The organism is Planifilum fulgidum (genome assembly GCF_900113175.1).
In the GTDB taxonomy this organism is placed as follows: Bacteria; Bacillota; Bacilli; order Thermoactinomycetales; family DSM-44946; genus Planifilum; species Planifilum fulgidum.
This window is the reverse complement of sequence record NZ_FOOK01000007.1, coordinates 120,607-135,666: the sequence shown is the minus strand read 5'-3', so window position 1 is coordinate 135,666 and position 15,060 is coordinate 120,607. Positions and strand designations below refer to the sequence as shown.

Sequence of the window (15,060 nt, the reverse complement as noted above, 5' to 3'; positions counted from 1 at the left end):
GGCAAACAACTGTATAAACGACGGAGTCAGACCATTGAGCGCAGCTTCGCTGACGCCAAAGAACTTCATGGGCTTCGTTATGCACGCTACAGGGGGCTTGCCAAAGTCAGAGAGCAATGCCTCCTTATTGCCGTGGCTCAAAACATCAAAAAAATGGCCTTGCTCCTCTCGAAGAGAGGAAAAGGCTTTGTGATCCGCCTAATTTACCAAATCTAATTTCCTTTATCTGTTTATTTCCCATAAACATGCAACCCCTGGCGCTTTTCTTGCGAAAAGAGCCAGGGGGTTTGTCATCAATCTCACCCTGCCTTCGGCAGGGTTTGCATTCACAGGAAGTCCCTTCGGACGCAGGCACAGGTCACTCCCATCCAAAAATCCCGCTCTTCCCTCGTATGGAACCTTCTCATTCCGGGGCCGGGACCTTTCCAAAGCGCCCGAAGAGCCCCCCGATTCCGTAAGCATAGATCCACAGATCAAGGCTTCTTTCGCTTCAATCGAATCACATTCCAGGACGCCTTGGGCAGACTGGCCGTCACCATTCCTTCCCTCATTTCGGCGTTGCCGTTGTGATGGGGTTTGACCCGCTCTTCCTCCGCCGTGTTGACCGCTTTTAAGTCCTCATGTTCCAGGATGATATGTTCGATGACCCGGTAATTCTCAAAACTTCTGGCATCGCATTGAAGCAGAAGCGGTTCGGCCAGATGGCGGTTCACCGCAAAAATCGTCAATTCTTCGCGCTCTTCATTGTATACGGCAACCGATTCCAGATAGGGAACATCCGTAAATTCGGCGCAATCGTACTTGGGAGAGGAAACAACCGGATTGAGCACAGTTCCTCTTCCATAAGTGGAAGCATGCAAAAACGGATAATAGATGGTTTGTTTCCAAGCCTTCCCGCCGTTTTCCGTCATAATGGGGGCAATCACATTGACCAATTGCGCCAGACAGGCGATTTTCACGCGATCCGCATGCTTTAAAAGGGTGATCAACATGCATCCGACCAGCAAAGCATCTTCAAAATTGTAGACATCCTCCAGCAGGGGCGGAGCCACCAACCACGGCTCGATATTTTTATCCGCTTCATTGGAGTGGTACCAAACGTTCCATTCGTCAAAACTGAGATACAAGGTCTTCTTGCTCCGCTTTTTCGCCTTGATATAATCGCAGGTAGCAATCACAGTGCGGATATATTGATCCATGTCCAGGGATTTCGCCAAAAAGCTGGGGGTATCATTGTTTCGGTTTCCATAGTATGAATGCAGCGAGATGTAGTCCACCTCATCATACGTGTGTTCCAGCGTGACCGCTTCCCACTCGGGAAACGTGGGCATCGAGGAACCGGAACTACCGCAAGAAACCAGCTCAATCTCCGGATCGACCATTTTCATCGCTCTGGCCGTTTCAACCGCCAAGCGCCCGTATTCCTCCGCGGTTTTGTGACCGATCTGCCACGGTCCGTCCATCTCGTTCCCCAGACACCATATTTTGATGCGATGCGGCTTCCTGTATCCGTGGGAAATGCGCAGGTCGCTCCAGTATGTGCCGCCCGGGTGGTTGCAATATTCCACCAGGTTTCTGGCGGCGTCAATTCCGCGGGTTCCCAAATTGACGGCCATCATCACTTCGCTGTTCACCGACTTGGCCCATTCCACAAACTCGTTGGTTCCCACCTGGTTCGTCTCAATGGACCGCCAAGCCAGCTCCAGCCGGCGCGGTCTCTTATCAACAGGTCCCACGCCGTCTTCCCAGTTATAGCCTGATACAAAATTGCCCCCCGGATAACGAATGATCGGCACGTTCAACTGCTTGACCAGCTCCATCACATCCGTCCGAAAACCGCGCTCATCGGCAAGGGGATGGTCCGGTTCATAAATCCCTCCGTACACGGCCCTGCCGAGGTGTTCGATAAACGAACCGTAAATCCTCGGGTCAACGGCCGAGATTTGGAACTCCCTGTCGATCACCATCGTTGCCTTCAACCGGTCGGTCATGGTTTTCCCTCCATTCCGGTACCGCACATCGAATCAGACCGCAGAAATCCGGAAAAAAGCCTGCCATGCTCTCCAAACCGTCTCCAAGGCCTTATTCCTTGACCGCCCCGATGGTGAGCCCGGAAATAAAATACCGTTGGAACAGGAAGAACAGAATGATGATGGGAACCACGGTTAGAACGGCGCCGGAAATCAAAACATCGTAGTTGTTTCCGTAAGGGGTCAACAACCCGGCGAGGCCGATGGGAAGCGTAAACATCTCGTCCGTGCGGAGAACGACCAGCGGCCAGAGGAAATTATTCCAACTGTGCAATGCCTGCAAAATTCCCATGGCTCCAAAAGCCGGGATCATCAAGGGACTCATGATTCGGAGGTAGATTCCGAATTCCGAGCAGCCGTCGATCCGCGCCGCATCCAGCAATTCCCTCGGCAGACTGACGGCGTATTGCCGGAAAAAGAACACCGCGAAGGGAGAAACGGCGAAGGGAACGATGACACCCCAATACGTATCGACGAGCCGGAATGCGATCATCTCCTCAAACAGCGGGAGCATCAGAATCTCCAGCGGAATCATCATCAGAAACAGCACCAAAAAGAGAACGGTGTTTTTTCCTTTGAAGTTATATACAGCCAGGGCATATCCGACCAGAGAAGAGAAAAACAGGGATACCGCCGTGAACAAAAGAGTGATCAGCAAACTGTTTTTGTACCATGTCCAATAGATTTTCCCTTGTTCCGTGAAGAGATAGAGATAGTTTTTCAGACTCAATACGTCGAAATCCAGCCGGAGATTCAATCCGAAACGCATCAATTCACTCGCGGATTTAAAGGAGGCCAACAACAAGGCCACAAACGGAAACAGCGCGACGAAACTGAGACCCGTCAAAAGAATCGCTGCAAAAATCCTGAACATCACTCTTCTTTCCGCCGCAGCGATGAACATATCATCCGTCCTCCTTGCTGAACACGCCGAAAAATTTTAGCTGGATGAAATTGAGGGTGAGTACGATCAGCAGCAGGACCAAGCCAATCGCCGCACCGAAGCCCAGATCGAAATTTTCAAATCCCTGCATGTAGAGGTAACCCGTAATGGTAAGGCCGATATCCCCCGGCGAGTGGTTCTGCCAATAGACGAAACTCTCTTCGAACATCCGAAACCCGCCATATATGCTGATGGTGAGAACGTAGACCGTGACCGGTTTTAACAGGGGCAGCGTGATGCGGAAGAACTTCATGAGCGGGCCGGCTCCGTCAATTTCGGCGGCTTCGTACAGTTCCTTTGGGATGTTCTGCAGACCGGCCAAAAAATACAGAACGTTGACTCCCATCCACCGCCATGAAGCGAGCAAGACCATGAGAAACATGCCGGTGTTCCAGTGCATCATCCACTGCTTGGGTGAAAAGCCCAGTAAAGCCATCACTTCATTGGCCAGCGAAGATTCCGATTCACCGAAAATCAAACGAAAGACGACCCCGGCCACAATCACGGAGGTAAGGGCCGGAATGAACAAGGCCGATCTGAACACGCTTCTCAGCGGCGTCAACTTGGAATTGAGGATGACAGCCAAAACAAGCGGAACGGGGATCAATATGATCAGCGTCCACAGGGTGTAGACGGCGGTGTTGAACACGGCGGTGTAAAATTGCGGATTGAGCAATTTGGCGTAGTTTTCCAGACCGACAAAGTTTCTTTGCCCAGGATAAATCTCCTGAAAGCTCATTATCACGGTGTTGATGATCGGATACAGGAAAAACAGAAGAAAGGAGAGGACAAACGGGGCGACCATGATGTAAGGAGCGTACTTTTGGGAAAAAAGGACATTGTTTCTCCGCTTTCCGCCCCTGAATTTCAGGGAAAACCGAGAGGGCCTTGAAACGGATGCGCGTTCCATCTTTTTACCTCCCAGGCCATTTTTGAGGAAAGATCCCCGCCTCCGATCACTGCCTCAGCCGCGCCGCAGCTTCTCTTAACGCTTCGGCAGGCGTTTTGTCTCTCGTTTTGATCGCATGATAGAGCACATTGCTACCCACGACCCCGTTCACTAACGGCGTTTTCTCTCCGAGGTTGGGAGAATTGATTTCATCTTTGACTTCCAACAACGTGTCGAAAATCCCCTTGCCGAAGTATTCCGTATACTTGTTGTCAGCTTTCATTTCCGGCTCATCCCACACATCCCACCGGATCGGGTCGAAACCGAGGATTTCCCAAATTTTGATATTTCCTTCTTTCGACAATTTGGCAAAGCTGAGAAATTCCTTTGCCAGTTCGGGGTGCTTGGATTGGTTCGTCACAACGGTGCCCGTCCCCCCCATGCCGGCTGACCGCAATCCCCCTTCTTCCCATGCGGGCAACGGACGAATGATCATTTTTCCCTTCAGATCGGGCATAAAGTCCGTGAATCGACCCATGTACCACATGGGCATGATCACGGAGGCGGCGCCCCCTCGATTCATAAAACCATAGTACTCCTCCGCATGATGCCCTCCGCCCGGCGTAGGAATCGCAATTTGATGCTTGTAGATCAGATCGTGCAGAAATGTCAGCGTTTCGACATTGATTTTGTTGTCCAGTATGACTTCGCCGTTTTCATCGAGATAATCGGATCCTTGCTGAATAATGAGAGGCCAAAAAGCGAAAAATTCGGTCACATCAATGGTTATCATCGGTTTCCCGGTTTTGCTCTTCACTTTCTTTCCGGCGGCGACAAAATCATTCCAGGTCTTGATTTGATCCGGATCCACTCCCGCCTGATCCAGGATTTCCTTGTTGTAAAAAATGACGGTGGCACCCACGTGAAAGCCGATGCCGTAAACCGTTCCATCTTTGCTGTAAATGTCGATTCTCGATTGAACAATCCGATCTTTCACCGGATCCACGATATCATTCAGCGGTACAAGCTGCGGCTCCCCCTTGAGATAGTTTGCAAATTTTCCGATCTCTATATCCGCGATATCAGGCGCCCCTACCTTGGAGTAGAGAGACAGCAACAGTTTATTATGCATTTCGTTGTAGGGATACATTTCAATCTGAAGGTCGATTGGTTTGTCCGGATGTCGTCTGTTCCACTCCTTGGCCATTTCCTCGTAAAACTCGACGTGCTGACTGGCGAACGTCCAGAGGGTGAGTGTGGTTTTCCCATCGGAAGAGGTTTCGGCGGCACTGGAGCAGCCTGCAAACAACGCGGTCCATAAAAGCGCGATGATCGAGAGAAGTCCCACTCTTTTCCTCACCGGCGGTTCCCCCTTACCCTCGGGAATCAGCTCCCGCAAGATCTTTAAACATTCAGCCCCCCAATGCCCGAAGGGAAACGCAAAGCGCGGATGAATCCCCGGCTCCAACCCCGAAAGAAAACTCATGAAGTCTTACTCTTTGAAGTTTGGCCGTAGTATGCGCTTGAACCGTGCTTCCGGAAAAAATGCCGGTCGAGCAAGGGTTGGCTGATCGCGTCGATTTCGGGGTTGAGAACAACCGTATGATAGGCCATTTTCGCCACCTCTTCGAGGACGACCGCATGATAAACCGCTTCCTGTGCGTCTTTTCCCCAACAAAAGGGGCCGTGCTGATTGACCAGGACGCCAAGGACACGCGACGGATCCCTTTCCCGAAATGTCTCGACGATGACATTTCCGGTCTCCCGTTCGTATTCACCCCGAATTTCAGACTCCGTCATTTTTCTCGTGCAGGGAATTTCCCCGTAATAGTAATCGGCGTGAGTCGTTCCCAACGCCGGGATCGGCAGGCCGGCCTGAGCCCAGCTGGTCGCCCAGGGTGAATGGGTGTGAACGATCCCGCCGATGGACGGAAAAGCCCTGTACAAAACCAAATGGGTCGGGGTATCGGAGGACGGTTTCAAGTTCCCTTCCAGGACGCGGCCCTCCAAGTCGACGAGGACAATGTCGTCGACCTTCAGTTCTTCATACGGCACACCGCTCGGCTTGATGGCCACAATCCCGCGCTCTCTGTCGATTTCGCTCACATTTCCCCACGTAAATGTAACCAATTCATGTTTCGGAAGCTGCAGATTGGCCTCCCATACCCTTCGTTTCAACTCTTCGAACAATGGACTGCCCTCCTTTGCAAGGTGGTAGTCTGCATCAAGGTCACGGCGCTATGGGAACACCTCTTTCCCGCTTCAGTTGTTTCAACAGCTTCATCACGTCATTTCCGCCCCTTCCGAACAGATCATGAAGGCGTCGGTATTCCTGATACAGCCGTTCGTAAATCTGCGCGTTCCTTTGATTCGGCCGAAACCGTTCGGGCTTGAGCTTGGCCAGTTTTTCCGACGCTTCGACAATACTTCCGAACGCGCCCCCCGCAACCGCCCCGAACATCGCCGAACCCACCGCAGGCGTGTGCAAATGGGCGGCCACCGAAACCTCCCTGTTCAAAACGTCGGCGTAAATTTGCATGAGCATCCGATTCTTGTAAGGCAAACCGCCGCAGGCCACCAGCCGGTCGACGGGAATTCCGTGTTCGATGAAGGTGTCCATAATCATCCGTTGACCGAAAGCCGTCGCCTCGATCCACGCCCGGTAAATCTCCTCCGGCTTCGTATCCAACGAAAGCCCCAGTATGAGTCCCGTCAAATCCGCATCCACGAGGACAGAACGGTTTCCGTTCAACCAATCGAGGGCCAGAAGACCGCTCTCACCCGCTCCCATCCGCTCCGCCTTCTGCTCCAACAACTCGTGAAGAGACAAACCCTTTTCCTTGGCCTCCCGATGATAAGCCGGCGGAACCCCGTTTTTCACAAACCACGCGAAGATGTCCCCGACCGCCGACTGACCCGCTTCATAGCCGTAATAGCCCGGAATAACCCCGTCCTCCACAACGCCGCATATTCCCGGCACCCATTTTTCCTCATCGCCGAGCAGGATATTGCAAGTGGAAGTGCCCATGATCATTAACATCGTGCCGGGTCGCACCACACCGGCGGCCGGAGCCGAAACATGCGCATCCACATTGGCCACGGCTACGGCGATACCCGGCCGGAGACCGGTTTTCTCCGCCATTTCCCCGGTCAACTCTCCCGCCTTGCTGCCTAGCGGCAGCAGGTCGCGGGAAAGCTTCTCGTCCACGAGATTTTCCAAACGGGGATCCAGGCTGCGGAAAAAAGAGCGGTCGGGAAATCCCTTCTGTTTATGCCATAATGCCTTGTACCCGGCCGTACACATGTTTCGCGTCTCCCGGCCCGTCAATTGCCAGACGATCCAATCGGCGGCTTCGATGAAACGGTCCGCCTCATCATAAATCTCGGGAGCTTCGTTCAAAATTTGCCAAATCTTCGGAATCAACCATTCCGATGATATTTTCCCTCCGTAACGGGGCAAAAAGGAATCCTCCAACCGGCTCGCCGCCTCATTTAATCGGTCCGCCTCCTTTTGGGCGGCGTGATGCTTCCAAAGCTTCACCCAACTGTGCGGATGCTTGCGCAAGGAAGGAAGGTTGCATAAAGGCGTGCCATCCCTTTTTACCGGCAGCATGGTGCAAGAAGTAAAATCGATCCCGATCCCGACAATTTCGTCCGGGGATACACCCTCCGCTTTCCTCAGCATCTCTTTGACAGCGATTACAAACGCTTCAACATAATCGTTCGGATTCTGCAACGCCCAATCCTTATCCAACTTGACGCCCAAGCCGGGAAGTTCCTCATCGATGACCCCATGGGCATAATCCTTCACATGGGAAGCCACCACTTCCCCGCTTTCCAAATCAACCAACACAGCCCGCGCCGATTCCGTCCCGAAATCAACACCGATGGAATAGTTGCGGCCCATGCTGTCACCAACTTTCAAATAAAATTGAAAATAAGCAAAATAATGGAGGGATTAAACGACACCCGAGAAGCAGCGCGCCAACTTCTCCTTTGGGGATCCATGTTGTACGAATAAGATATGTTTCAATTCGAAAGAAACATGTACGTACAACTTTTCTGATTATAATATATATCATTCTCCTCCGAAAGATCAAGACAATAAATTGTTTTTGTTAAATTTACAAAATATTAAGTTTATTGTGTCGATTTCGGGGGATCGTGAAAATGCAAAATCCCCCGATTGCAACAGTCAATGCTTGACGGAGGCCGTCGATTTTCGGACCACCAATTCCGGCGTGTAGACAATCGACTCCATGTCAGACATCGTCTTCTTCGACTCGATCATCTCGAGGATCAGTTTCGCCGCATCTTCCCCCATGGTGATTTTGGGATGCTTGACGGTTGTCAGTTTGATTTCGGTCGCTTCGGCCAGATGGGAGTCATCAAAACCGACGATTGAAATGTCTTCCGGAACCTTCAAATTCAAATCGCGAATGACATCAAAAAGTTGAACCGCAATTTCGTCGTTATAACAAAAAATGGCGGTCGGCCTTCCGCTCTTCGACGACAGCATTTGGCGGATGACCTTTTTCGGCTTGCTGAACTTCTCCTCTGTATCGAAGGAAATGATCATGCCGGGCTGGATGGGGACTTGGAACGCCCGGTGCGCACGGATAAATCCTTTCATCCGATGCACGCCTTGCAAATCGTCCCGTTTGAAAATCCCTACAATCCGGCGATGCCCCAATTGAATCAAATGCTCCGTGGCCAGATACCCTCCCAATTCGTCATTTACGGTGATGCTTAACGGCGACAACTCCGGATAGTAGGCATTGATCATCACATAAGGAATTCGATTCAGTTCCATATTCAGGTAATAGCTTAGATTGGGATTCGAAATGGCGCTTTTGGTCGGCTCGACAATCATTCCCTCGATCTGCTTTGACAAAATGTTTTGCAGGCACCGGGCTTCTTGCTCAATTTGATTGTCCGTGCTGGCCAACAACACCGAATACCCTTTGCTGCTCAAATACGATTCGGCCCCCCTGATGATGGAAGGGAAAATATAATCGGAGATATATGTGGTAATGATCGCAATGGTCTTGTTGTCGCGGGACGCATTTTGCTTTCCCCGATCGGCGCAAAACGTGCCTCTTCCCTGTTGCCTGTACAGCCACCCTTCGCTCACCAATTCACCGATCGCTTGTCTGACTGTATGCCGGCTGACTTGAAATTCCCGGACCAATTCGTTCTCCGAGCTAATCTTCTGATGAGGGGCAATTTTGCCTTCCAAAATGGCAGCCTTGATCGCCTCTTTCACTTGCTTGTATTTCTTGTGTTCAGATGACATAAACCATCCCCACCCCGCCATACACTTGTGCGTTCAACCTTATTATACATTACAAACGTTCCCCGGAAACGCCAAGCCCCCCGGCAGGCGCCCGAAGCCGGAAAAAGCAAAAAAACGGGACCCCTCGCGCGCAAGGCTTGCAGGGAATGCCGCACGAGGAAGTCCGGGGGTCCTCCGCAAAACAGGCATTATCTGTAAATTTTTTCAAGCGAAATCCGCTTCGGCTCGCAAGATGGCGCGTCCGGATCCTTACGGCACCGCGGTCCCTTCGCCGCTGACATGGAGGGAAATCCGCTTGTCCGCACAACTTATGCAACAGTCACTTGGTGAAATGCCAGGCGATTTCATTCCACCTCAGTTCGTTGCGCAATTTTGCGGGCGAGGTGTCTTCATCGATCACCACGCATTCAATTCCCGCCATTTCGGCCCAATCCACCAGTTGTTCGGCAGTCACGGCATAGGAAAAACAGGTGTGATGGGCTCCCCCGGCAAGAATCCATGACTCGGCCGATTCCCGCAACGAGGGCTCCGGTCTCCACAGAACCCTGGCCACCGGCAGCCGGGGCATTCTTTTTTCAGGTTTCACCGCAACCACCTTGTTCACCACCAGCCGGAAACGATTGCCCAAATCGATCAGCGCGGCGTTCACTGCAGGACCTGACTTGCCGTCGAAGACCAAACGCGCCGGATCCTCTTTTCCGCCGATGGACAGGGGATGAACTTCCACTTTTGGACGGGTGGAGGAAATGGTCGGACACACTTCCAGCATATGCGACCCGAGGATTTGTTCATTGCCGGGTTCCAGATGGTAAGTATAGTCTTCCATAAAAGAAGTTCCCTCACCGCGCGCCATGATTTTCATCATGCGCACCAAGGCCGCGGTTTTCCAATCGCCTTCGGCACCGAATCCGTAGCCTTCCGCCATCAGGCGCTGAACCGCCAGTCCCGGGAGCTGTTTCAGACCGTGCAAATCCTCAAAAGTGGTGGTGAAGGCAGTAAAGTTGCCTTCCTTCAAAAAGGCTTTCATGCCGAGTTCCATGCGGGCCTGTTCCCGGACGGATTCCCAAGCGGCGGCATTTTCGCGGACGTTCGAACCGATTTCATATATTTCGGTATATTCTTCCACAAGCCGATCTACTTCCGCATCCGAGATTTCGTTGACCCGTTGTACGAGATCGCCCACACCGTACCCGTTGACGGACCAACCGAATTGAATTTGTGCTTCCACCTTGTCTCCCTCGGTTACAGCCACCTCCCGCATGTTGTCCCCAAAACGCGCCACCTTGATGTTTCGCCCCTCGGTGAAGGCGACGGCGGTGTGCATCCAACTTCCTATCCTGCTGCGAACCTCCGCGTCTTTCCAGAAACCCGCAACAACTTTGCGCGCGATGCCCATCCGGGTGCCGATAAATCCGTATTCGCGGTCGCCGTGGGCCGATTGGTTCAGATTCATGAAATCCATATCAATTCGGTCCCAGGGAATATCGCGGTTGAATTGGGTATGCAGATGCAGAAGGGGCTTGCGCAATTCGGAAAGACCCGCAATCCACATTTTTGCAGGAGAAAAGGTATGCATCCAGGTAACGACACCTGCGCAAGTATCATCCGCATTGGCTTCGATACACAGCTTGCGGATCGCCTCCGGAGTCGTTAAGACCCCCTTATAAACCAGCTTGTAGGGGATGGTCGCATCGCCGTTCAACTCGTTTGTCATTGACAGGGAATGTTCCTCTACTTTTTTCAGCGAATCCGCTCCGTATAAATGTTGACTTCCCGTGGCAAACCAGAATACATAAGGTTTCAAATCCAAGATGAACCCTCCCCCTCACGCTCGATCTCTTGCCCGAATGAGCGGCATTCCCCTGACCGAATGACAGGAGAATAGCGGCGGACAGCACGGTCTATTTATCCGGATAGTAGAAATCGACGTTCTCCTTGGTCACCACGCTCACGCCCGTGTCCACATAAGGAGGCAAAGGACCCACTTTTGCCGTTTTCCAGTCGATCACCGGATGAACCAAATCGTGTCTTAAATTGTAGAGAAAATGCATTCCCCAATAGCCCATGTTCCATGTTCCTTGCGCCAGAGTGGCATCGATAATCCCCGATTTCACCATATCCAGAGTCCCTTTATCGGTATCGAAGCTAATAATGTGAATCTTCCCGACTTTGCCCGCTTCTTTCACCGCCGTGCCAACCCCCACCCCTGTGCTTGCCTCCGTCGCAAAAATTCCAACCAGGTCGGGATTTTTCTGGATCATGGCGGAGGTCGCCTGTGCCGCTTGAACCTGATCGCTTTTGCCGTCTTGAATGGAAACCACTTTCATATCGGGAAACTCTTTTTGAATGGTTTCCACAAATCCCGCTTTTCGCTCTTCGTGGTTTAATTGCCCGGGTACGGTGACCACACCCACTTCCCCTTTCTCTCCGGTTAAACGGGCCAATTCGCGAGCCGCAATGACCCCCGCATCATAATTGCTCGTCCCCAGAAAAGCGTAACGTTTGCTTTTCGGAGCGTCGGCATCGAAGGTCACCACGGGGATGCCCGCTTCAATCGCTTTGTTTATGGGGGCAACAAGCGCATCGGGGTTGATGGCCGTCACAAGAATTCCGTCCGGTTTTTGCGCAATCACCTGTTCCAGAACGGTTATCTGCTGGTTGATATCGTATTGGTCGGCCCCTTTGTATTCGGCTTGAACGCCCAGATTTTCCGCCGCCTCTTCCATTCCCCTGAAAGCTCCCTTCCAATACTCAATTCCGGAAAGGAAGGTCACCATCACATATTTTTCATCCTTCGAACCTTGATACGGCGCGGAAGTTTCCTGGCTGGATGCGTCTTTTTCCGTGGTGCACCCGACCAAAGCGGACAGGGACAGCGCCAGGATCAAAATTCCGCACGCCCACCTTTTCATCGCGATCACCCCTTTTCAGATGCCGAAATCAAAGATTTTGCTTTTTTTGTTTCCTTCGATTGTTGACGACATCCAGCGTAACGGCCGCGATCAACACCAATCCGGTAACCAGCGATTGCCAATACACGGACACATCGAGCAAAACCAGGGCGTTGTTCACCAGGCCCACGAGAACGACGCCCAGAAGGGCCCCCGTAATCGTTCCGACTCCGCCTGTCAGGCTGGCTCCGCCAATCACACAGGCGGAGATCGCGCGGAGTTCGGCGCCCATCCCCGCCGTGGGAGTCGCCACCGCGAATCTGGACAAGGAAAGCAAGCCGGCAAACCCCGCCAGCAGGGCGCAAACAATGTAAATCGCCATTTTAACCTTTTTCACATCGATTCCCGACAATCTGGCGGCTTTTTCATTGCTTCCGACATAGTATACTTGTCTGAGATAAACCGACTTTCTAAGGAGAACATCCCCGACAACCGCCACCACAATCAAAATGACGACCAGCATCGGAATTCCCAATATTTCTCCCTGACCGAGGAACAAAAAGGCGGGATCCAGCCCTGTGATGGAAACAGGCGCCCCTTCCGTGATCACATAAGCGACCCCTCTGGCGGCGCTCATCATCCCCAGCGTCATGATAAGGGGATTTAATCCGATCCGGCTGATGAAGAAACCATTTAAAAAACCGGCAAGAAGGGAAACCGCCATCGCAATGAGAGAAGCTGTCCAAACATTCATTCCGTTATAGGCCAGATAACCCGCCAACACACCGCTTAAGGCCAGAACGGATCCCACCGATAAATCGACGCCCGCCGCGACAAGCACCAAGGTCATGCCGACAGCGATAATGCCGTCAAGCGTCAGCCCGATGAGGGTGGTCTTCAAATTCTCAGCCGTCAAGAATCCGGGGGTGGTCAGCGCCAGCAGAACAAACAAGAGGACAATGATGGATAAAAGACTTGCTTCCCTGAATTGAAAGAGATTCAGGTTGAATAATTTATTCCGTTTGAGCTCCTTATGGTTTGTTTCCGGCAGCATGCTCATTTTCCGCGTTTCCCTCCTCATGCGACGATGCCCGAGGCCAAACGAATAATCTCCTCCTCGTTGATTCGCTCCCCGGACACTTCACCAACGATTCTTCCTTGGTGCATCACCAACACTCGATCGCATATCCCGATCACCTCAGGCAATTCGGACGAAATCACGATGATCCCTTTCCCGTCATCGGCCAATTCCCGAAGCATCTTGTATATTTCCGATTTTGCCCCCACATCGATTCCCCGGGTCGGTTCGTCCAATAGGAGGACCTTTGGATAGGTCGACAACCACTTGGCAATCATCGCTTTCTGTTGATTGCCGCCGCTGAGGCTGCCGATGCTTTGATCCAGGCCGGGGGTTTTGACGTTCAACTTTTCGGAAAAATGTTCCGCCATTTCTTTCTCCTTCACCGGATCGATAAAAAGTCCCGAGGATACCGCCTGCAAATTGGAAGACACGATGTTCCGTTTGACTGAGAGGTCGAGAAACAAGCCTTGGTTTTTCCGGTCTTCGGTCAAATAGACAATTCCCTGTTGTATGGCCTGGCTTACGGAATCGATGGCGACCGGCTTTCCGTCCAACCAAACTTGTCCGGAATCCTTGGGGTCAATGCCGCACAAGGCTCTCGACATTTCTGTCCTTCCGGCTCCCACCAGCCCGAAAATGCCCAACACCTCTTTTTCATACAAAGTGAACCGGATCTGATGAAACACGCCCTCACGGCTCAAATTTTCCACCCGCAAGATCTCTTTCTTCCCTCTCGTCGATTTCGGCGGGTAAATATTTTTCAACTCCCGTCCCACCATGAGCTGAACCACCCGGTCAGGGGTCATCTCCTCCGTATGATAGGTTCCGATGTAATGGCCGTCCCGTAAAACTGAAATGCGATCGGAAATTGAAAAAATTTCTTTAATTCTGTGACTAATGTAAATAATGCAAATCCCCTTTCCCCTTAACTCCCTAATCACTTCGAACAAATTGTTCGCCTCAGATTCCGTGATGGCGGAAGTCGGTTCATCCAAAATGAGAACCTTGCAATCCATTGTCAGCGCTTTGGCGATCTCCACAACCTGTTGCTCGGAAATGCTCAAATCCCCGGCGAGATCATCGGGATCGATGTCCGCCTTAAAGGCTTCGAGCATTTTTTTTGCATCTTCCCGGAGTTTGTTTCGATCGACAAATCCCAGTCTGGATCTCGGCAATCTCCCGATGAACATATTTTCGCCCACCGTCAAATGCGGGCACAAACTCAATTCCTGGTGCACGATGGCGATCCCCTTTTCCTGGGCTTGCCGTGGGCTTTGAAACCGCACCTCCTCTCCCTCCAGAATGATCTGCCCTTCCGTCGGGGGAAAGACCCCCGACAAGATGTTCATCAAAGTGGACTTCCCGGCCCCGTTTTCCCCCACCACGGCATGCACTTCCCCAGCGTGAAACTCCATGGAAACATTGGACAGCGCTTTTGTCCCGGGAAACACCTTGTGAATTTCTCTGACTTGCAATATGGGACGGTGATCCTGAACCATCAAGCTGTCCTCCTTCCCCCGCATCCTCGGAAATCGGTCATCCTTTTCTTTTCCAAAAATCCTCTCAAGGGGTCTTCGGTGAACTTCTTATAAAAGGAGCGAGGAAACACGCGCACCACTTTTGTACGAACAAGTGGGCAAATGATTATTAAACTTGAACGTACAATCTCTGCTTCCAATATACCAATTCGCCGCGGAATAGTCAATAATATTGGGACGATTCTAAAACAAAACCGTCCCGGCAAAGCACATATGGCCTTTGCCGAGGTGCCCTCCGGCCTGGAAACATCCCCCGATAAACCTTTTCTTTTTATGCCGGAAGGATGAAGTTGAACGTACAAGTATTTTATCGAAAAAATGCCCCAGCAATGCAACAACGTCTGCTGCGACTTGCGCCGGCTTTTGGGCCGAAATTCCCCAGCCCTTCTTGA

General features: G+C 51.8%; 12 protein-coding genes. 1 reads left to right on the top strand and 11 read right to left on the bottom strand.

The window, feature by feature from the left end; translation table 11 throughout:
• Positions 1-216, top strand: a 216-nt coding sequence (locus BM063_RS06125) for a transposase (RefSeq protein WP_143085250.1), incomplete at its 5' end; no start/stop codon positions are given.
• Positions 217-473: 257 nt separating this feature from the next.
• On the opposite strand, the gene arfA is transcribed toward BM063_RS06125, so the two are convergent.
• The 11 genes from arfA to BM063_RS06070 all read right to left on the bottom strand — a co-directional run bounded on the left by arfA (position 474) and on the right by BM063_RS06070 (position 14,629).
• On the bottom strand, positions 474-1,991 hold the full coding sequence (gene arfA / locus BM063_RS06120; protein WP_092036909.1) for an arabinosylfuranosidase ArfA: 1,518 nt from the start codon (positions 1,989-1,991) through the stop codon (positions 474-476).
• A gap of 91 nt (positions 1,992-2,082) precedes the next feature.
• The gene (locus tag BM063_RS06115) at positions 2,083-2,904 is read right to left on the bottom strand and encodes a carbohydrate ABC transporter permease (protein ID WP_092036941.1); all 822 of its coding nucleotides are present in this window, start codon (positions 2,902-2,904) and stop codon (positions 2,083-2,085) included.
• Between the two features lie 31 nt (positions 2,905-2,935).
• On the bottom strand, positions 2,936-3,883 hold the full coding sequence (locus BM063_RS06110; protein ID WP_092036907.1) for a carbohydrate ABC transporter permease: 948 nt from the start codon (positions 3,881-3,883) through the stop codon (positions 2,936-2,938).
• 46 nt (positions 3,884-3,929) lie between these two features.
• Positions 3,930-5,222, bottom strand: coding sequence for an ABC transporter substrate-binding protein (locus tag BM063_RS06105; protein ID WP_245752111.1), 1,293 nt, complete (start codon positions 5,220-5,222; stop codon positions 3,930-3,932).
• A gap of 122 nt (positions 5,223-5,344) precedes the next feature.
• Positions 5,345-6,052, bottom strand: coding sequence for an L-ribulose-5-phosphate 4-epimerase (gene araD, locus BM063_RS06100; protein WP_092036903.1), 708 nt, complete (start codon positions 6,050-6,052; stop codon positions 5,345-5,347).
• Between the two features lie 40 nt (positions 6,053-6,092).
• Positions 6,093-7,769, bottom strand: a complete 1,677-nt coding sequence (locus tag BM063_RS06095) for a ribulokinase (RefSeq protein ID WP_092036901.1) — start codon at positions 7,767-7,769, stop codon at positions 6,093-6,095.
• A 288-nt stretch (positions 7,770-8,057) separates the two neighbouring features.
• Positions 8,058-9,158 carry a GntR family transcriptional regulator gene (locus BM063_RS06090; protein WP_092036899.1) on the bottom strand — a complete coding sequence of 367 codons (1,101 nt, stop codon included), beginning with the start codon at positions 9,156-9,158 and terminating at the stop codon, positions 8,058-8,060.
• Between the two features lie 319 nt (positions 9,159-9,477).
• Positions 9,478-10,971, bottom strand: a complete 1,494-nt coding sequence (gene araA, locus BM063_RS06085) for an L-arabinose isomerase (protein ID WP_092036897.1) — start codon at positions 10,969-10,971, stop codon at positions 9,478-9,480.
• Positions 10,972-11,059: 88 nt separating this feature from the next.
• On the bottom strand, positions 11,060-11,935 hold the full coding sequence (locus BM063_RS06080) for a substrate-binding domain-containing protein (protein WP_245752109.1): 876 nt from the start codon (positions 11,933-11,935) through the stop codon (positions 11,060-11,062).
• A gap of 163 nt (positions 11,936-12,098) precedes the next feature.
• On the bottom strand, positions 12,099-13,109 hold the full coding sequence (locus BM063_RS06075; RefSeq protein ID WP_245752105.1) for an ABC transporter permease: 1,011 nt from the start codon (positions 13,107-13,109) through the stop codon (positions 12,099-12,101).
• A 17-nt stretch (positions 13,110-13,126) separates the two neighbouring features.
• Positions 13,127-14,629 (bottom strand): sugar ABC transporter ATP-binding protein, encoded by a 1,503-nt coding sequence (locus tag BM063_RS06070; RefSeq protein WP_092036935.1) that lies wholly within the window; start codon positions 14,627-14,629, stop codon positions 13,127-13,129.
• Positions 14,630-15,060 lie beyond the last annotated feature (431 nt).

Excerpts from the sequence above, each read along its gene's own strand:
- BM063_RS06075 (WP_245752105.1), bottom strand. The coding sequence starts at position 13,109 with ATGAGCATGCTGCCGGAAACAAACCATAAGGAGCTCAAACGGAATAAA.
- BM063_RS06110 (WP_092036907.1), bottom strand. The coding sequence starts at position 3,883 with ATGGAACGCGCATCCGTTTCAAGGCCCTCTCGGTTTTCCCTGAAATTC.
- BM063_RS06090 (WP_092036899.1), bottom strand. The coding sequence starts at position 9,158 with ATGTCATCTGAACACAAGAAATACAAGCAAGTGAAAGAGGCGATCAAG.
- BM063_RS06080 (WP_245752109.1), bottom strand. The coding sequence starts at position 11,935 with ATGGTGACCTTCCTTTCCGGAATTGAGTATTGGAAGGGAGCTTTCAGG.
- BM063_RS06095 (WP_092036901.1), bottom strand. The coding sequence starts at position 7,769 with ATGGGCCGCAACTATTCCATCGGTGTTGATTTCGGGACGGAATCGGCG.
- arfA (WP_092036909.1), bottom strand. The coding sequence starts at position 1,991 with ATGACCGACCGGTTGAAGGCAACGATGGTGATCGACAGGGAGTTCCAA.
- BM063_RS06115 (WP_092036941.1), bottom strand. The coding sequence starts at position 2,904 with ATGTTCAGGATTTTTGCAGCGATTCTTTTGACGGGTCTCAGTTTCGTC.
- BM063_RS06070 (WP_092036935.1), bottom strand. The coding sequence starts at position 14,629 with ATGGTTCAGGATCACCGTCCCATATTGCAAGTCAGAGAAATTCACAAG.